Below are 17396 nucleotides of genomic sequence, written 5' to 3'. Positions count from 1 at the left end.
CGCGGGGCACGCCCGACGGCGTCGGTGCCGTCGGGACGCTCCCCACGCTAGGCAGGGGCGGGGGACTGGCAAGCCGGGCCGGGGTGCGGGGCGGTCACCAGCGGTTGTGGACCTCCTCGGCCCAGCCGACGAGCCCGTCGAACCGCACCGGCGCGGGCGGGGTACCGTCCGCACCCGGCGCCGCCGGCGGGGTGAACGTGCCCGACCAGTGCCCGAAGCACTGGTCGGTCGACGACGAGACGACCCCGAGGCGCGTGCGCGTGACCTTGGTGTGGAAGGGCACGAACGTCGCGTCGAGGCCACCGCCGCTGACGCGCCACGGCCGGTCCGGGTCGGCGAGGTCGTAGTCCCACACGAGCTCGTCGGGCAGGTGGTGGAGGCGCCCGTCGACGAGGACCGCGTTCTCGGTCGAGCCCGTGCCGACCGTCCAGCGGCCGCCCACCTGGATCCCGACGACCCGGCCGTGGCTCTCGCCCGAGCCCGCGCCCCAGTTCCACCGGACGTCGTAGGGCCAGCGCCCGCGGCCGTGGTCGAGCACGGCCCACGACGACCCGGCGGGCACCTCGACCGTCCGGCCGTCGACCCAGAGCGTCCCGTGCGCCGGGCGGGCCACGTCCTTGACCGTGTACTGGAACCGCGTGTCGCTCCACGGGACCACCACCGCGAGCCGCTCGTGACCCGGCGGCAGCGTGGCGACGACGTCGAACGAGACGTCGCGCGTGCGCGCCCGCAGGCGCGTGCCGCCGTCGACCTCGTCGAGGTCGATCGCGAGGTTCCTCGCCCGGGCGCGCGCCGGGCCGTCGCCCAGCGTGCCGGGGAGCTCGACGCCGCGCGCCGGCACCACGGTCGCGCCGGCACCCCACGTCCGTCCCGACTCCCGGTCCAGGACCCACACCTCGTGCACCGCGGCGTAGTCGATCGAGGAGACGGTGAGGGCGAGGACGTGTGTCGGGGTGGTGACGCCCCAGTACTCCCAGCGCTTGTTCCGGCCGAACCGGCGCGGGCCGCCCGCGCCGCGCCGCCCGATCGCGTCGGTGTCGACGAGGGGCCGGCGGGCCCAGCCGACGGCCCGGCGGTCGAGGCGGCCGTCGGGGCGCGTGAGCGGCACGCGCTCGGTGATCTCCGGGAGCGGCACGGCTCCACCTCCACGTGGTCGGCTCGGGCGGCTCGTGCGCGGGCGTCGGTGCCCGCGGCGCGGCCCGAGGGACGAGCGGCCCGAGTCTAGGGTGCGACCGGCCTCTCGAGGGACGAGGTGACACTCTGTCCCGTCAATGTCACGTCCGAGGTGCCCGCTTCCGGACGAGCGGGCTCAGGAGCGGGTGCCATGATCGGGAGCATGCCCCCGTTCTCCCCCCAGGACGTCACTGCCGACACGGGCCGGGCCGCCGAGCCCGTCGAGCCCGCCGCCACCCCCGCGAGCGTCGTCGACCCCGGTCCTGCGCCCGACCTGCGCCCGTACGACGCGCTGCTGCTGTACTCGTTCGGCGGGCCCAACAAGCCCGAGGACGTCGTGCCGTTCCTGCGCAACGTCACCGCGGGCAAGGGCATCCCGGACTCGCGCCTCGAGGAGGTCGGCGAGCACTACTACGGCTTCGGTGGCAAGAGCCCCATCAACGAGCAGAACCTCGCGCTCAAGGCGGCGATCGAGGCCGAGCTCGCGCGCCGCGGCGTCGAGCTGCCCGTCGTGTGGGGCAACCGCAACTGGGAGCCGTACACGACCGACGCGATCGACGAGCTCGAGGCGCTCGGCGCGAAGAACGCCGTCGCGCTCGTGACGTCCGCGTACTCGTCGTACTCGGGCTGCCGCCAGTACCGCGAGGACCTCGCGGTCGTGCTCGACGGGCGCGGCCAGCTCTCCCCCGACGGCTCCACGGGCGTGCAGTTCGACAAGGTGCGCTCCTACTTCAACCACCCGGGCTTCGCGCAGGCGAACGTCGACGCGGTGCTCGACGGCTACGCGGCGCTCGCGGACAAGGGCGGCGACGGCGCGGCCGCGCGGCTCGTGTTCGTCACGCATTCCATCCCGGACACCATGGAGGCGGCGTCGCGCATCTCGTTCGCGACGTACTCCGAGCAGCACCTCGACCTCGCGCGCGTCATCGCCGCGGAGGTCTCGGCGCGCCTGGGCCACGACGTCGCGTGGGACCTCGCGTACTGCTCGCGGTCCGGCCCGCCGAGCCAGCCGTGGCTCGAGCCCGACGTGAACGACCACCTGGAGGCCCTCGCGCAGGACGGCGTCCGCGACGTCGTCCTCTCGCCGATCGGCTTCGTCTCCGACCACATGGAGGTCGCGTACGACCTCGACACCGAGGCGATGGAGACCGCGACGGGGCTCGGGATGACCGCCGTCCGCGCAGGCACCGTGAGCACGCGCGAGCCGTTCGTGCGCGGCCTCGTGGACCTGCTCGTCGAGCGCGCGGCGCTCGCGCGCGGCGAGGACGTCGAGCAGGCCACGGTCGGTGCGCTGCCCGCGTTCCGCTCGGTGTGCGCGCCGGGCTGCTGCCTGCGCCGCGACGGCGAGCCGAGCGGCGTCCCGGCGCTGTGCAGCACGGACATCCACAGCTGAACCCCGGCGGACACCCCCGCACGGACCCGAGAGGAACCCCGATGAACGACGCCGCGCGCGTACCCGCGGACCACGAGCAGATCAACACCACCATCCGCTACGCGATGTGGTCCGTCTTCGCGACGGCGGCGCCCCTGCCCGCCGACGCGGACGAGCGCGCGGGCCTCGTGGCCGACGCGCTGGCCGCCGTCGGCGGCGGCGACGACCCGTCCGCGACGGACGGCGACCTCGTCGTGCGCGGCTGGTACGACGTCGCGGGCCTGCGCTCGGACGCCGACCTCATGGTGTGGTGGCACGGCCCGACGGTCGAGTCGGTGCAGCGTGCCTACCAGCACCTGCGCGCGAGCGGCCTGGGCGCGCACCTCGAGCCCGTGTGGTCGAACGTGGCGCTGCACCGTCCGGCGGAGTTCAACCGGGGGCACGTGCCTGCGTTCCTCGCGGGCGAGGAGCCGCGCGACTACCTGTCGGTCTACCCGTTCGTGCGCTCGTACGACTGGTACCTCCTGCCCGACGCCGAGCGCCGCACCATGCTGCGCGACCACGGCCTCGCGGCGAAGGACTACCCGGACGTGCGGGCTAACACGGTCGCGTCGTTCGCGCTCGGCGACTACGAGTGGATCCTCGCGTTCGAGGCCGACGAGCTGCACCGCATCGTCGACCTCATGCGCGAGCTGCGCGCGACCGAGGCGCGCCGCCACGTGCGCGAGGAGGTCCCGTTCTTCACGGGCCCGCGCACGACGCTCGCCGACTGGGCGGACCGCCAGCCCCTGGCCTGACCCCCACCCACCACACCCGCCCGCCCGGCAACCCCGGGCCCGCGGCCGAGAACGACTCTGGTGTCGGTATCCCCGCGATGCCGACACCAGAGTCGTTCTCGGCGGGGAGCAGGATCGTGCTCGGCGGCGAGCAGCGTCGTTCTCGGCGGGGGAGCGGTGGCGCCCCGAGATGCTCAGCATGCTGAGTGATGTCAGGCTGGAGGTATGACCACCGCAGCCGCCGTCCCCGCGGGAAGCGTCCGCGCCCCCGCTCCCTCCGACCGGGTCCGCCAGGTCGTCGTCCTCGTCGGCTCGCTCGTCGCGGCCGGAGCCGCGGCGTACGGCGCGGGCGCCTTCGGCGGCACGTCCGTCGAGCAGACCGCCGGGGGAGCGCTGTCCTCGACCGCGACGCCCGTCGCGCCCGACAACCCGGCGTTCCGCATCTGGTCGGTGATCTACCTCGGTCTCTTCGCGTTCGCCGTCTACCAGGTGCTGCCGCGGCACGCGACGAGCCCGCGCCTGCGCGCGACCGCGTGGTGGGTCCTGGTGTCCATGGTCCTCAACGCCGCGTGGATCGGCGTCGTGCAGGCCGGGTGGGTGCCGCTCAGCGTCGTCGTCATCGCGGCGCTGCTCGCCGTCAACGCGGTGGTCGTCGTGCGGCTCGTGCGCCGTCGGCCCGAGTCGACGGCGCAGGCCGTCGTGCTCGACGGGACGATGGGCCTGTACACCGGCTGGGTGAGCGTCGCGACGCTCGCGAACGTCGCCGCGGCGCTCACCGACGCGGGCGTCGGCGAGCTCGGCCTCGGCGCGACGGGCTGGTCGGTCGTGCTCGTCGCGGCGGCCGCCGCGCTGTCCGTCGCGTGGGCGGCGTTCGCCGCCGGGCGTCGCGCGGTCGTGCTCGGCATCGGCCTCGCGATGTCGTGGGGCCTCGCGTGGATCGCCGTCGGACGGTTCCAGGGCGAGCTCGTGAACCCCACCGTCGCCTGGGCCGCCGTCGGAGCATCCGCGATCGCCCTGATAGCGGCGCTCCTGGCGGCAACCCGCCGGTCACGCCCCTGATCACCCGCCGAGCACGGGATCCGCGACCGGATCGAGCCCAGGACGGTCGCGGACCCCGTGCTCGGCGGGGCCGAGCGTGGTCCGTCAGGGGTAGAGGCCTCGGATCTGGTGGGCCTCTGCTACGCGCTGGACACCGATGACGAGCGCCGCGTCGCGCAGGCTGAGGTCCTCGCGGCGCGCGAGGCCCGCGACCTCCTCGTAGGCGTGCAGCATGCGGTGCTCGAGCTTGTCGCCGATCTCCTCCGCGGTCCACCAGTACGCCTGGTTCGCCTGGACCCACTCGAAGTAGGAGACGACGACGCCGCCCGCGTTCGCGAGCACGTCCGGCACCACGGTCACGCCGTTCTTGGCGAGCACGCGGTCGCCCTCGGCGGTCGTCGGGCCGTTGGCGCCCTCGACGACCCAGCGTGCGCGCACGGTCCGGGCGGTGTCGCCGTCGAGCACTCCCTCGACCGCGGCCGGGACGAGCACGTCGACGTCGAGCGCGAGCAGCGCGTCGTTGTCCACCGGGTCGGCCCGGTCGAAGCCCACGACGCTCCCCGTCGCGGCGACGTGCTCGACCAGGGCGCGCACGTCGAGACCGTCCGGGGCGTGCACCCCGCCGTACTGGTCGGAGACCGCCACGACGCGGGCCCCGCGGGCCGCGAAGATCGCGGCCGCGTGCGACCCGACCTTGCCGAAGCCCTGGATGGCGACGCGCACGTCGGACAGCGGCACGCCCGCCTCCTCGAGCGCCGCGGCGGTGACGTGCACGACCCCGGCGCTCGTCGCCGTCGTGCGGCCGAGCGACCCGCCCACGGTGATGGGCTTGCCCGTCACGACCGCCGGGATCGTGTAGCCCTGGTTGACGGAGTAGGTGTCCATGACCCAGGCCATGGTCCGCTCGCTCGTGCCCATGTCGGGCGCCATGATGTCCCGCTCGGGCCCGATGACCGGCATGATCTCCGACGTGTAGCGGCGCGTCACGCGCTCGAGCTCCGCGTCGGAGTAGGAGCGCGGGTCGATCGCGACGCCGCCCTTCGCACCGCCGTACGGCAGGTCCACGAGGGCGCACTTCCACGTCATCCACATGGCGAGCGCGCGGACCTCGTCGATGTCGACGCTCGGCGCGTACCGCAGGCCGCCCTTGCCCGGACCGCGCGACACGTTGTGCTGCACGCGGTAGCCGTGGAACAGGACGGTGCGGCCGTCGTCGCGCCGCAGCGGCACGGCCACGTTCACCTCGCGGCGCGGGGTCGCGAGCATCTCGTGCAGGCCGTCGTCGTAGCCGAGGAAGCGGACCGCGCCGGCGAGCTGCGCGTGCGCGGTGTCGAGCGCGGACGCCGGGGCCCCCGCGTCGGGGGAGCGGCGCGTGCCGCGGGGGAGATCGGTGCTGTCGGTCGGGGTGGGGCCGCCGCTCGTGGTGGCGGGCGGCACGGACGTCGTCGTCACGGTTCCTCCGGTTCGAGGTTCTCCTCGGTGCCGCGGGGGTGTGCGGCACCGAGGGTCACGCTACCCCCGGCGCGGTCGCTCGCCCCTCACGCGCCCCGGCGGTGCCCGAGGGCGTCGACCGCCGCGAGCTCGACGGCGGTGAGGGAGAACCCGGTGACCCGGAAGTTCGCCTCGATGCGCTCCGGCGTCACGGACTTCGGGATGACGACGAACCCGTGGTCGAGGTGCCAGCGCAGCACGACCTGCGCGGAGGTGACGCCGTGCGCGGCCGCGACCTCGGCGAGCACCGGCGCGTCGAGGTCGGTGCGCTTGAACGGGCTGTACCCCTCGAGCACGACGCCGCGCTGCGCGAGCTCGTGCACGACCCGGTGGTCGTAGTCGGCCGGGCTCCACGGGATCTGGTCGACGGCGGGCGTCTCGCCGACCTGCTCGGACAGCACGTCGACCTGCTCGACGGAGTAGTTGCTCACCCCGATCGAGCGCACCTTGCCCTCGTCGCGCAGCTCGACGAACCGCTCCCACACCCACGGCGACGCCTCGCCCGCCGGCGGCCAGTGGACGAGCCACAGGTCCACGTGGTCCGTGCCGAGGTCGCGCAGCGACGCCTCGAGCGTCTCGCGCTCGCGGCCCGCGGCGTCCGGCGGGAGCTTGGTCGTGACGAACACGTCGGCGCGGTCCACGGACGAGTCGGCGAGCGCACGCCCGACCTGCGCCTCGTTGCCGTAGCCCGTCGCGGTGTCGACGTGCCGGTAGCCCACGTCGAGCGCGTGGCGCACGGCGCGGTAGGCGTCGTCGCCCTCGGACTGCCAGGTGCCGAGGCCGAGCAGGGGCATCGGGCCGCCGGGCAGCTCGACCGTGGGGACGGGGGCGGGGTCTGCGGAGGTCATGCCGTCAGTCTCCGTGCCCGACGCCGTCCCTCGCCACCGCGGGCGCGCTCGGCACCGCGGGCCTGCCCGCCGTCGCGCGGACGGGAAGGGGTCAGCGCCGCGTGCGGCGCCGGTACTGGGCCGGGGTCTCGCCCGCGAGGCGCGCGAACGTGCGCGTGAACGACGGCTGGTCGTAGAACCCGCTCGCCGCCGCGACGTCGCCGATCGACACGGTGCTCCCCGCGAGCAGGCGCGTCGCGTGGTCGACCCGGGTGCGCAGCACGAGCTGGCGCGGCGTCACGCCGTACACGCGCCGCACGCGCCGGTCGAGCACCGCGGGCGTGCACCCGGCCGCCTCGGCGAGCCGCGCCGTCGTCCAGCGCGCCCCGAGGTCCGCCTCGACCGCGGCGACGAGCGCGGCGAGGGAGTCCATCGTCGCGTCGTCCGCCGCGCCCGCGCGCAGGTCGTGCGAGACCGAGACGATCCCCACGAGGTGACCGGCGTCGTCGTGCACGGGGAGCTTGGACGTGAGGAACCAGCCCGACGTGCCGCCGAGCCGCCGGATGCGCTCGAGCTCGCCGCGCAGCGCGCGCCCGCGCAGCACCTCGGCGTCCTGCTGCTCGTAGCGCTCGGCGAGCTGCGCGACGAACAGGTCGCGCGCGCGTCGGCCGAGCACCGCGCGGCGCGAGCGCTCGTTCGTCCGCGCGACGAACACCGGGTTGACCGCGACGTACCGGCCCGTGACGTCCTTCGCGCAGAACATCGTGTCCGGCAGCTCGTCCATGAGCGCGACCATGGCGGGGCTGAGGGCGGCGAGGAGCGCCATGCCCTCGGGCCACAGGTTGTCGCGGACGGGTGCCATGTCGCCCCGGATCGTACAAGACGAGCCACCACGACCCGAGGCACCCTGGAGGGATGAGCAACGACGCGCCCGCCCGGCCGCTCCCCACCCCCGGAGCCGTCGGCGACACGAGCCTCACCTCCCCGGACGACCTCGTCGAGGAGGCCGTCACGCTGGCCCGCCGCTGGCTCGCCGCGAGCGAGGGAGCGGGCGACGCGCGCGCCCGCCGGACCGCCGAGCGGCTCGGCGCGCTCGTCTCCGACCCCGCGGGCCTCGAGCTCGCGGTCCGGTTCGTCGACGACGTCGCGCGCCCCCAGGACGTGCACGTCGCCGCGCGGGCGCTCGGCCGCCTCGGCGAGCTCGCGGGCAGCGCGGGGTCGTTCCTCGGGCCGGTCGACCGGTCCCTCCTGCGCGTCGGGGCGGGCGTCGCGCCGGTGCTGCCGCGCGTCGTCGTGCCGGCCGCGCGCGTGCGCCTGCGCCAGCTCGTGGGCCACCTCGTGGCCGACGCCGGCCGCGGCCTCGGCCCGCACCTCGCCCGCACCCGCGCGGAGGGCTACGCGCTCAACGTCAACCTCCTCGGCGAGGCCGTGCTCGGCGAGGCCGAGGCGGACGCTCGCCTCGAGCGCACGCTCGCGCTCGTGCGGCGCCCCGACGTCGACTACGTGTCGGTCAAGGTGTCGTCCGTCGCGTCGCAGCTCGTCACGTGGGACCTCGACGGGTCGTGCGCCCGCGTCGTCGAGCGGCTGCTGCCGCTGTACCGGGCGGCGCGCGACCACGGCGTCTTCCTCAACCTCGACATGGAGGAGTACAAGGACCTCGCGCTCACGACCGCGGTCTTCCGCGAGATCCTCGCGCACGACGACCTGCACGACCTCGAGGCCGGGATCGTGCTCCAGGCGTACCTGCCCGACGCGCTCGGCGCGCTCGACGGGCTCACCCGCTTCGCGACCGAGCGCGTCGCCGCCGGCGGAGCGCCGATCAAGGTGCGTCTCGTCAAGGGCGCGAACCTCGCGATGGAGGCCGTCGAGGCCGAGCTGCACGGCTGGCCGCAGGCGCCCTACCCCACGAAGCCCGACGTCGACGCGAACTACGTCCGCCTCCTCGACCACGCCCTGCGCGCGCCGCGGACCGACGCCGTGCGCATCGGCGTCGCGAGCCACAACCTCTTCCACGTCGCGCTCGCCGTGCTCCTCGGCCGGGCCCGCGGCGTGAGCCACGCCCTCGACGTCGAGATGCTCCAGGGCATGGCCCCCGGCGAGGCGCGCGCCGTGCGCGACGAGGTCGCGGCCGACCGCGTCGACAGCGGCCCGCACGCCGGGCGCGGCGGCCGCGTCGTGCTGTACACGCCCGTCGTGCGCGACGAGGACTTCGACGTCGCCATCTCCTACCTCGTGCGCCGCCTCGAGGAGAACGCCGCCGAGCAGAACTTCCTGCACGCCATGTTCGCGCCCGACGGGGCGCCCGCGGGCAGCCCCATGGAGCGCCAGGAGGCCGCGTTCCGCGCGTCCGTGCGCCACGGGGTGCACTACGCCGAGACCGACGTCGCGCCGCGCCGCACGCCCCGGCCCGCCGTCGGCGCCGGGACCGGCGCCGGGTTCGCGAACGCCCCCGACACCGACCCGGCCGTCGCCGCGGCGCGCGACTGGGCCCGCCACGTCACCGGGACCGGCTCCGGGTACGTCCCCGTCCGCACGCCCGAGCTCACCACGACCGCCCAGGTGGACGACGCCGTCGCGACCGCCGTGCGCGCGACCGCCGCGTGGTCGCAGGTCGCCCCGGCGGCCCGCGCCGCCGCGCTGCGCGCCGTCGCCCGGCGCCTGGAGGAGGCGCGCACCGACCTCGTCGCCGCGATGGTGCACGAGCCCGGCAAGACCGTCGCCGAGGCCGACCCCGAGGTGAGCGAGGCCGTCGACTTCGCGCGCTACTACGCGCTCTCCGCCGAGGAGCTGGACCACGTGCCCGGCGCCCGGTTCGCGCCCGACGGCGTCACGCTCGTCACGCCGCCGTGGAACTTCCCCGTCGCGATCCCCGTGGGCGGGGTCCTCGCGGCGCTCGCGGCCGGGTCGGCCGTGCTCGCCAAGCCCGCGCCGCCGACGCCGCGCTGCCTCGAGGTCGCCGTCGAGGCGGTCCACGCGGGCCTGCGCGACGCGGTGGCCGCGGCGCCCGGTGACTTCCCGGGGCTGGACGCGGGCTCGGTGACCGACGTCGTGCAGTACGTCCGCGTGCCCGACGACGAGCTCGGCACCCGCCTCGTCACGCACGACGACGTCGCGCGCGTCGTGCTCACGGGCTCGATCGAGACCGCGCAGCTCTTCGCGCGGTGGAAGCCGTCGCGCCCGGTGCTCGCCGAGACGTCGGGCAAGAACGCGCTCGTCGTCACGCCGTCGGCGGACCTCGACCTCGCGGTCGCGGACCTCGTGCGGTCGGCGTTCGGGCACGCGGGGCAGAAGTGCTCGGCCGCGTCGCTCGCGATCCTCGTCGGCTCGGCGGGCGACCCGCGGACGGAGACGGGGCGCCGGGTGCGGCGCCAGCTCGTGGACGCGGTGCGCTCGCTCGCCGTCGGTCCGGCGACCGACGTCGCGACGACCATGGGCCCGCTCACCGAGCCCGCGTCGGGCAAGCTGCTGCACGCCCTGACGACGCTGGAGCCGGAGGAGTCCTGGCTCGTACGGCCGCGGCTGCTGGACGGCGGGCCCGAGCTGGAGGGCCGCCTCTGGACGCCGGGTCTCAAGGAGGGCGTCGCGCCCGGGTCGCCGTTCCACCTCACGGAGTACTTCGGGCCGGTCCTCGGGATCATGACGGCCGCGACCCTCGACGAGGCGATCGCGCTGCAGAACGCCGTCCCGTTCGGCCTCACCGGCGGCATCCACAGCCTCGACGACGCCGAGGTCGAGCGCTGGCTCGACGCCGTCCAGGTGGGCAACGCCTACGTCAACCGGCACATCACCGGCGCGATCGTGCAGCGGCAGTCGTTCGGCGGCTGGAAGCAGTCGGCCGTCGGGCCGGGCGCCAAGGCGGGCGGGCCGAACTACGTCGCGCAGCTCGGGCGCTGGAGCGACGCGCCCGGCACCTCGACGAGCGCGTCGGCGTCGGGCACCGACAGCACGCACGACGCGGCGCCGCCCGCGCGCGAGACCGCGCCCGAGGCGTGGCTCGCGTGGGCGAAGGCCGACGACGCGCGCTGGTGGGAGCGGGAGTTCTCGGTGGGCCACGACCCCTCGGGCCTGCACGTCGAGGCGAACGTCTTCCGCTACCGCCCGGTCGACGTGCTCACCGTGCGCGTCGGCGCGGACGCGCTCCCCGTCGAGGTCGAGCGCGTCCTCCACGCCGCGCGCACCGCGGGCGTGCCGGCCGTCGTCGTGCCGAGCGCGGGCGACGCCGCGGTGAGCGACGAGGAGTTCGCGCGCCGCGTCGCGTCGGGCGCCGTCCGGGGTCGGGTCCGCGTCGTCGGCTCCGCGCCGGGGCTGCACGAGGCCGCGGCCGAGCGCGTCGGCGAGGTCACGGTGCTCGACCACCCCGTCGTCGCGAGCGGGCGCCGCGAGCTGCTCGCCGTGCTCCACGAGCAGGCCGTCAGCCGCACGATGCACCGGTACGGCCACGTGAAGCGCTGACCGCTCCCGGCGCGCGGGAGTGGTTCGGCCACCGCCGGGCCCCTCCCGCGACGACCGCGCCGCACCCCGGTCGCTACCGCGCGTCCGGCACCGGCGAGACGGTCACGGACGCCGCGTCGCGGTACGCGCGCAGGCGCTCCGCCTGCTCGGCGACGGCGTCGGCGAGCCCGGCGTCCCACGGGACCCAGGGGTCGGTGAGGACCGTGAGGCGACGGCCTGACGCGCGGGGCCGCCACGTGCCCACGACCTCGCCGCCCGCGAGCACGGCCCCGGGCCGGCCGAGGACCCGCCACAGGTCCTTGGCGCGCGCGCCGTCCGGGACGAGCGTCGCGCGGTCGCGCAGCTGCAGGAACAGGTCGTAGGGGCCCACGAGGCGCACGGCCGGGGCACCGGGCGCGGGTCGCGCGTCGCGCTCGCGCGCGGCGGCACCCGTGACGCGACCGAGGTCCTCGGCGAGCACCCAGCGCTCGGCCGGCCGCGGACCCGGCTCGACGTCGGCGACCTCGACGCGGAGCGCGTCGTCGGGCCACCGGTTCCGGACGTCCTTGACCGGGGCGTCGAGGAACGCGGCGACGTCCTGGACGCTCGCGCCGGGGAAGAACCGCAGGTAGCCGCGCACGACGTCCAGGCGCGGCGGGGCGTCGCCGCCGAGGCGCCCGTAGAGCGGCGGCTCGAGGCCGGGGACGCGCCGCAGCACGGGCGGGGACGAGCCCGGCTCCAGCTCGAGCCCGGCCTGCAGGGCCGCGAGGCGGAACGTCTGCTCGTAGCTGTGGGTGGCGCCGCACGGCCCGCACCAGCGCAGGTGCGGTTCCGGGAGCCGCGCGGTGAGCCGCGTCGAGAGGTCGCCCTTGACGGTCGGCGACCCGACGAGGTCGCGCTCGAGCCGCGCCTCGGTGCGCAGGGCGTCGAGCACGGCGACACCCGCCGCGCGGAGCGGTCGGCTCGCGTCGTAGACGCGCTTGGCGGCGTCGGCCTCGGAGAACGGCGCGGTCGCCGTCGCGACCTCGGCGAGGTCCGCGCGACGGTAGACGTGGGGGGCCCCGCGCAGCGTCCACGCGAGCGCGAGGTCGGGCGGCAGGGTGCCCGGCGCGACGGGCGGGGCGCCCCGGACGGCGAGCGCCCACGCGGCGCCGTCGGACCCCGTGTCCTGGACGCCCAGGTCGAGGACGGCGACGTCCGTCACCGCGGCCGCCGCGCCCGGCGCCCGGTCGAGCTCGTGGGCGTGCCAGCGCGCGGCGAGGACGTCGGCCCGCGAGAGCGTGGCCACCGGTTCCGTGGACGGGTGCACGACGCCAGGCTACGTGCGACCGCCCACAGCGTCGCGCCCCCCACGCCTCGGGTGCCGCGCGGCGCCGCGGACGGCGCCGGGTCAGACGGAGTCGCGCTCGACGAGCTCCGGCGCGAGGACCTGCGACGCGATCTCGTCGCCGCGGCCGCCCACGAGGTCGAGCAGGAGGTCGGTCGCGCCGCGCACCATCTCGACCATCGGGTTCTGGACCGTGGTGAGCGGGGGCGACGTCGTGGCGGCGGTGGCGAGGTTGTCGAAGCCGACGACGGACACGTCGCGCGGCACGTCGCGGCCGTGGGCCGCGAGCACGCGCAGCGCGCCCTCGGCCATGAGGTCGGACGCGACGAACAGGCCGTCGACGTCGGGGTGCGCCGCGAGGAGGCGCTCCATGGCCGCCGCGCCGCCCGCGACGGCGAAGTCGCCGATCTCGACCGCGTCGTCCGGCAGCCCGGCGTCGCGCAGCACCTCGCGGAAGCCCGTGAGCCGGTCCACGCCCGCCGTCATGTCCTGCGGGCCGGCGATCGTCGCGATGCGGCGCCGACCTGCCTCGACGAGACGCCGCGCCGCGAGCCGGCCGCCCTCGACGTTGTCCACGTCGACGTACAGGAGGTCCGGCGTCGGGCGGAACGGCCGCCCCACGAACACGGCGGGCAGGCGCGCCGCGAGGAGCGCCTCCTCGAGCTCGTCGTCGCGGTGGTGCGACGCGACGATCGCACCGTCGACGTGGCCGCTGCTGAGGTACCGCACGATGCGGCCCGGCTGCTCGTCGGGGCGCGCGAACAGCAGCACGAGCTGCAGGTCCGTGCCGCCGAGCGCGGCGCTCACGCCGCGCATCGTGCCCGCGAGGAACGGGTCGGTGAGGATGCGCTCGTCCGGCTCCGGGACCACGAGGGCGATCGAGTCCGTGCGGCGCGTCACGAGCGAGCGGGCGGCGCGGTTGGGCGTGTAGCCGAGCTGCGCGACGGCGGCGTCGACCGCCGCCTGCGCCTCGGGCGACACCCGCAGGCCGCCGTTGATGGCGCGCGACGCCGTCGAGCGCGAGACACCCGCCGTCTGGGCCACCTCGTCCAGGGTCGGCGCGGAGCGCAGGCTGTTCATCGGGACAGTATGGCGCGCGCGCTCCCCGGTCCGCACCGCCCCGCTCACCGTGTCCTCACCGTCGCCGTCACTCGGCCGGGGCGGCGTCCGCGACCGGCGTCTCGCGCGCCGGGATCGCGTTGTCGCGCGCGACCTGGGCGTACCAGGCGCCGCTCGCCTTGACGGTGCGCTCCTGCGTCTCGTAGTCGACGCGGACGATGCCGAAGCGCTTCGTGTAGCCGAGCGCCCACTCGAAGTTGTCCATGAGGGACCACGCGAAGTAGCCGCGCACGTCCGCCCCCGCGTCGATCGCGTCGCGCGTCGCGCGCAGGTGCGCGTCGAGGAACTCGAGCCGGTCCTGGTCGTCGACCGCGCCGTCCGGGCCCACCTGGTCCGGGTAGGCGGCACCGTTCTCGGTGATGTACATCGCGACGCCGCGCGGGCCGGTGAAGTCGCGCTGCAGGCGCGTGAGGAGGCGCGTCAGCCCCTCGGGCTGGACCTCCCAGCCCATGTCCGTGCGCGGCAGGCCGCGGGAGTGGGCGTGCACGCCGTCCGCGGCGGGGTAGGGGGACGACGTCGGGCGCACCGGCGCGGCGTCGGCCTCCTCGTCACGGACGCCCTCGGGGCGGGTGCCGCCGCCGCCGTCGCTCCCGGCGCCGGGCGCCGTCGTCTGCGGGCGGGCCGAGACGGCCCCGCCGTTGTAGTAGTTGACCCCGAGCGTGTCGATCGGGGTCGAGATGATCTCGAGGTCCCCGTCCTTGACGTGGTCGAGCAGACCGTAGGGCGCGACGTCCTCGAGGACGTCGGCCGGGTACTCGCCGTGGAAGACGGGGTCGAGGAAGATCCGGTTGAACTGGCCGTCGATCCGGCGCGCGGCGTCGACGTCGGCCGGGTCCTGCGGGTCGACCGGGTCGGACACCGTGAAGTTCAGCGTGAGCCCGAGGTTCGCCTCCGGCGCGCGCTCGCGCAGCGCCTGGACCGCGAGGCCGTGCCCGAGCAGCAGGTGGTGCGCGGCCGCGAGGCCGTCCTCGCGCGACTGCCGGCCGGGCGCGTGCACGCCCGCGGTGTAGCCGAGGAACGCGGAGCACCACGGCTCGTTGAGCGTCGTCCACACGCCGACGCGGTCGCCCAGCGCCTCGTGCATCGTCACCGCGTACTCGGCGAAGAGGTACGCCGTGTCGCGCGACGTCCAGCCGCCCTTGTCCTCGAGCGCCTGTGGGAGGTCCCAGTGGTACAGCGTGAGCCACGGCAGGACGTCCGCGGCGAGCAGCTCGTCGACGAGGCGGTCGTAGAACGCGAGCCCGGCGGGGTTCACCGCGCCGCCGTCGGGGCGCACGCGGGCCCACGACGTCGAGAACCGGTACGTCCCGAGGTCGAGGTCGCGCAGGAGCGCGACGTCCTCGCGGTACCGGTGGTAGTGGTCGCACGCGACCATGCCGTCGTCACCGTTCACGACGGCGCCCGGCACGCGGGCGAACGCGTCCCACACGGAGTCCGTGCGTCCGTCGGTGTGCCCCGCGCCCTCGATCTGGAACGCGGCCGTCGCGGCGCCCCAGAGGAAGCCCGGGGGCATCTCGACGCGTCCGGTCGCGGTCGCCGGGTTCGGGGGGAGGGGCGCGGACGGGACGAAGCTGGTCATGGTCGATTGTCCTTCGAGAAGTCGCGGGATGGCACGCGGGCGGGCCGGTCGGGCCCGCCCGCGCGACGGTCGGCGCGCAGCACGGACCGCGCCCACCGGGTGGTGGGCGGGTCGTGCGGCGCGGGGCGCCGGGCGTCAGCCCTTGACGGCGCCCTGCATGATGCCCGCCACGAGCTGGCGGCCGGTGAAGATGAAGATGACGATGAGCGGCAGCGTGACGAGGAAGATCCCGGCCATGACGAGCGAGTAGTCGACGAAGAAGTTCGACTGCAGGGACCGCACCACGAGCGGCAGCGTCGGGTTGTTCTGGTTGAGCACGATGGACGGCCAGAAGAAGTTCGTCCACTGCTGCACGAACGTGAACAGGCCCAGCATCGCGGCGGCCGGGCGGGCCGCCGGCAGCGCGATGGACCAGAACGTGCGGATCATGGACGCGCCGTCGACCCGGGCCGCCTCGATGAGCTCGTACGGGAGCGCCTCGCCGAGGTACTGCGTCATCCAGAAGACGCCGAACGCCGTGACGAGCGCGGGCACGATGACGGCCTGGAGCTTGCCGATCCACCCGAGGTCCGACATGAGGATGTACATCGGGATGACGCCGAGCTGCGTCGGCACCGCCATCGTCGCGATGACGAACACGAGCAGCGGGCCGCGGCCGCGGAACCGGAGCTTCGCGAACGAGAAGCCGGCGAGCGTCGAGAACAGCACGACCGAGAGGGACGTGAGCACCGCGACGACCACCGAGTTCCAGGCGGCCTTCCAGAAGTTGATCGCGTCCGAGCTCATGACGTCGGCGAACCGGTCGAACAGGCTCGCGTCGGGCAGGAGCTGGGGCAGCGCGCTGCGCGAGATCTCCTCGGGCGTCGAGGAGCCGAGGATCAGCGTGAAGTACAGCGGGAACACCGAGATCAGCAGGACGATCCCGAGGATGGTGTACGTGACCCAGCGCGGGCGGCGCTGCGTGCCGCCGACGTTCTTCCCGGCGCTCCGGCGGCGGGACGCGGCGCGGGCCGCGCCCGGGCCGGCGGTCTGGGCGATGACGGGGACGGAGCTCATCGCTTCCTCCGGTCGGTCGGGCTGGCGGCGGTCGGGACGGACGCCTCGGTCCCCGCGGCGGAACGCTGCGCGGACATGGCGTCCTCGGCGCGCAGGCGCTTGCGCGCCTCGTGGCGGCGACGCACCCAGCGTGGCGGGCGCGGCTGCGCGTTCGACGTGGCGATCCGCCGGGTGACGAGGAAGTTGACGATGCCCACGAGGATGATGAGCAGGAACAGCAGCCACGCGACGGCGGCCGCACGGCCGAAGTTCTTCTGGTTGCCCCACGCGACGTCGTAGAGGTAGAGCACCGTCGTCATCCACTGCCGGTCGGCGCCGCCGAGACCCTGCGCGTCGAACATGCGCGGCTCGTCGAAGATCTGCAGGCCGCCGATCGTCGACGTGATGACGACGAAGATGATCGTGGCGCGGATCTGGGGGACGGTCACGGAGAAGAACTGGCGCACGCGACCGGCGCCGTCGATGATCGCGGCCTCGTAGAGCTCGCGCGGCACGGCCTGCATCGCGGCGAGGAAGATCAGCGCGTTGTAGCCGGTCCAGCGGAAGTTCACCATCGACGCGATGGCGACGTGGCTCGCGAGGGCGTCGGCGTGCCAGCGGATCGGGTCGACGCCGACGAGGCCGAGCAGCTCGTTGATGAGCCCGTACTGGTCGGCGAACAGGCGGCCGAAGATCATCGAGACCGCGACGGGCGCGACGACGTACGGCAGCAGGACGCCCATGCGCCAGAACGTCGCGGCGCGCAGGTTCTGGTCGAGCAGGGCCGCGATCGCGATCGCGGCGATGACCTGCGGCACGGACGAGAGCACGAAGATCGAGACGGTGTTGCGCAGGGACTTCCAGAACGTCGGCTGCGCGAGGACGTCCGTGTAGTTCTGGAGACCGACGAAGTCGCCCTGGCCGCCGAGCAGGTTCCAGTCGTAGACCGACACCACGGCGGTGTACACGAGCGGGAAGAGTCCCGTGATCGCGAACAGGATGAAGAAGGGCGAGATGTAGAGGTAGGGCGAGACCTTGACGTCCCAGCGGCTGAGGCGCTGGGAGAAGCCGACGCGGCGCGGCGTGCGCGGCGGCGGCCCGCTGAGCCCCGGCGAGGGCTGGGTGGGCGTGAGGACGGCCATGTGGGATTCCTGGGCTGCTCGGTGGCGCTGGGTGGCTGCGGGTGCGGGGCGTCGTCCGCGGGCGGACGCGCGCGGGGCCGGGGGCG

13 protein-coding genes are annotated in these 17396 nt (G+C 75.2%); 4 read left to right on the top strand and 9 right to left on the bottom strand.

Annotation, left to right across the window (positions count from 1 at the left end):
• Positions 1 to 94: 94 nt before the first annotated feature.
• Positions 95 to 1135 carry a DUF2804 domain-containing protein gene (locus B9L22_RS14080; protein WP_086150851.1) on the bottom strand — a complete coding sequence of 347 codons (1041 nt, stop codon included), beginning with the start codon at positions 1133 to 1135 and terminating at the stop codon, positions 95 to 97.
• A gap of 201 nt (positions 1136 to 1336) precedes the next feature.
• Between B9L22_RS14080 and B9L22_RS14075 the strand changes: the two genes are divergently transcribed.
• The 3 genes from B9L22_RS14075 to B9L22_RS14065 all read left to right on the top strand — a co-directional run bounded on the left by B9L22_RS14075 (position 1337) and on the right by B9L22_RS14065 (position 4380).
• Entirely contained in the window at positions 1337 to 2566 is a 1230-nt protein-coding gene (locus B9L22_RS14075; protein ID WP_086151017.1) for a ferrochelatase, read from the top strand.
• 41 nt (positions 2567 to 2607) lie between these two features.
• Positions 2608 to 3342 (top strand): hydrogen peroxide-dependent heme synthase, encoded by a 735-nt coding sequence (hemQ, locus tag B9L22_RS14070; RefSeq protein ID WP_061267467.1) that lies wholly within the window; start codon positions 2608 to 2610, stop codon positions 3340 to 3342.
• Between the two features lie 204 nt (positions 3343 to 3546).
• Positions 3547 to 4380, top strand: a complete 834-nt coding sequence (locus B9L22_RS14065; protein ID WP_086150850.1) for a tryptophan-rich sensory protein — start codon at positions 3547 to 3549, stop codon at positions 4378 to 4380.
• Positions 4381 to 4464: 84 nt separating this feature from the next.
• On the opposite strand, the gene B9L22_RS14060 is transcribed toward B9L22_RS14065, so the two are convergent.
• From B9L22_RS14060 to B9L22_RS14050, 3 genes are all read right to left on the bottom strand, one after another.
• Complete coding sequence (locus tag B9L22_RS14060) at positions 4465 to 5811, bottom strand: Glu/Leu/Phe/Val dehydrogenase (RefSeq protein WP_232322736.1); 1347 nt, start codon at positions 5809 to 5811, stop codon at positions 4465 to 4467.
• A gap of 86 nt (positions 5812 to 5897) precedes the next feature.
• Positions 5898 to 6698, bottom strand: a complete 801-nt coding sequence (locus B9L22_RS14055) for an aldo/keto reductase (RefSeq protein WP_086150849.1) — start codon at positions 6696 to 6698, stop codon at positions 5898 to 5900.
• Between the two features lie 91 nt (positions 6699 to 6789).
• Entirely contained in the window at positions 6790 to 7539 is a 750-nt protein-coding gene (locus B9L22_RS14050; RefSeq protein WP_086150848.1) for an AraC family transcriptional regulator, read from the bottom strand.
• A gap of 53 nt (positions 7540 to 7592) precedes the next feature.
• Between B9L22_RS14050 and B9L22_RS14045 the strand changes: the two genes are divergently transcribed.
• Positions 7593 to 11129, top strand: coding sequence for a bifunctional proline dehydrogenase/L-glutamate gamma-semialdehyde dehydrogenase (locus tag B9L22_RS14045; RefSeq protein WP_086150847.1), 3537 nt, complete (start codon positions 7593 to 7595; stop codon positions 11127 to 11129).
• A gap of 73 nt (positions 11130 to 11202) precedes the next feature.
• Here the strand turns inward: B9L22_RS14045 and B9L22_RS14040 are convergent, their stop codons facing one another.
• The 5 genes from B9L22_RS14040 to B9L22_RS14020 all read right to left on the bottom strand — a co-directional run bounded on the left by B9L22_RS14040 (position 11203) and on the right by B9L22_RS14020 (position 17310).
• Positions 11203 to 12417, bottom strand: coding sequence for a DNA glycosylase AlkZ-like family protein (locus tag B9L22_RS14040; RefSeq protein WP_198947305.1), 1215 nt, complete (start codon positions 12415 to 12417; stop codon positions 11203 to 11205).
• 81 nt (positions 12418 to 12498) lie between these two features.
• A complete protein-coding gene (locus B9L22_RS14035) occupies positions 12499 to 13515 on the bottom strand; it encodes a LacI family DNA-binding transcriptional regulator (RefSeq protein WP_086150845.1) in 1017 nt (338 codons plus the stop codon).
• A gap of 67 nt (positions 13516 to 13582) precedes the next feature.
• Complete coding sequence (locus B9L22_RS14030; protein WP_086150844.1) at positions 13583 to 15133, bottom strand: glycoside hydrolase family 1 protein; 1551 nt, start codon at positions 15131 to 15133, stop codon at positions 13583 to 13585.
• Positions 15134 to 15268: 135 nt separating this feature from the next.
• Positions 15269 to 16189 (bottom strand): carbohydrate ABC transporter permease, encoded by a 921-nt coding sequence (locus tag B9L22_RS14025; protein WP_034651858.1) that lies wholly within the window; start codon positions 16187 to 16189, stop codon positions 15269 to 15271.
• A complete protein-coding gene (locus tag B9L22_RS14020) occupies positions 16186 to 17310 on the bottom strand; it encodes a carbohydrate ABC transporter permease (protein WP_086150843.1) in 1125 nt (374 codons plus the stop codon). The genes B9L22_RS14025 and B9L22_RS14020 overlap by 4 nt, the downstream gene beginning before the upstream one ends.
• Between the last annotated feature and the right edge of the window lie 86 nt (positions 17311 to 17396).

The organism is Cellulosimicrobium sp. KWT-B, from assembly GCF_002127155.1.
GTDB classification, from domain to species: Bacteria; Actinomycetota; Actinomycetes; order Actinomycetales; family Cellulomonadaceae; genus Cellulosimicrobium; species Cellulosimicrobium funkei.
Note: the sequence above shows the minus strand (reverse complement) of the source record. Positions and strands in the feature narration are given on the sequence as shown.

Excerpts from the sequence above, each read along its gene's own strand:
- B9L22_RS14055 (WP_086150849.1), bottom strand. The coding sequence starts at position 6,698 with ATGACCTCCGCAGACCCCGCCCCCGTCCCCACGGTCGAGCTGCCCGGC.
- B9L22_RS14050 (WP_086150848.1), bottom strand. The coding sequence starts at position 7,539 with ATGGCACCCGTCCGCGACAACCTGTGGCCCGAGGGCATGGCGCTCCTC.
- B9L22_RS14020 (WP_086150843.1), bottom strand. The coding sequence starts at position 17,310 with ATGGCCGTCCTCACGCCCACCCAGCCCTCGCCGGGGCTCAGCGGGCCG.
- B9L22_RS14075 (WP_086151017.1), top strand. The coding sequence starts at position 1,337 with ATGCCCCCGTTCTCCCCCCAGGACGTCACTGCCGACACGGGCCGGGCC.
- B9L22_RS14045 (WP_086150847.1), top strand. The coding sequence starts at position 7,593 with ATGAGCAACGACGCGCCCGCCCGGCCGCTCCCCACCCCCGGAGCCGTC.
- B9L22_RS14065 (WP_086150850.1), top strand. The coding sequence starts at position 3,547 with ATGACCACCGCAGCCGCCGTCCCCGCGGGAAGCGTCCGCGCCCCCGCT.
- hemQ (WP_061267467.1), top strand. The coding sequence starts at position 2,608 with ATGAACGACGCCGCGCGCGTACCCGCGGACCACGAGCAGATCAACACC.
- B9L22_RS14035 (WP_086150845.1), bottom strand. The coding sequence starts at position 13,515 with ATGAACAGCCTGCGCTCCGCGCCGACCCTGGACGAGGTGGCCCAGACG.
- B9L22_RS14030 (WP_086150844.1), bottom strand. The coding sequence starts at position 15,133 with ATGACCAGCTTCGTCCCGTCCGCGCCCCTCCCCCCGAACCCGGCGACC.
- B9L22_RS14025 (WP_034651858.1), bottom strand. The coding sequence starts at position 16,189 with ATGAGCTCCGTCCCCGTCATCGCCCAGACCGCCGGCCCGGGCGCGGCC.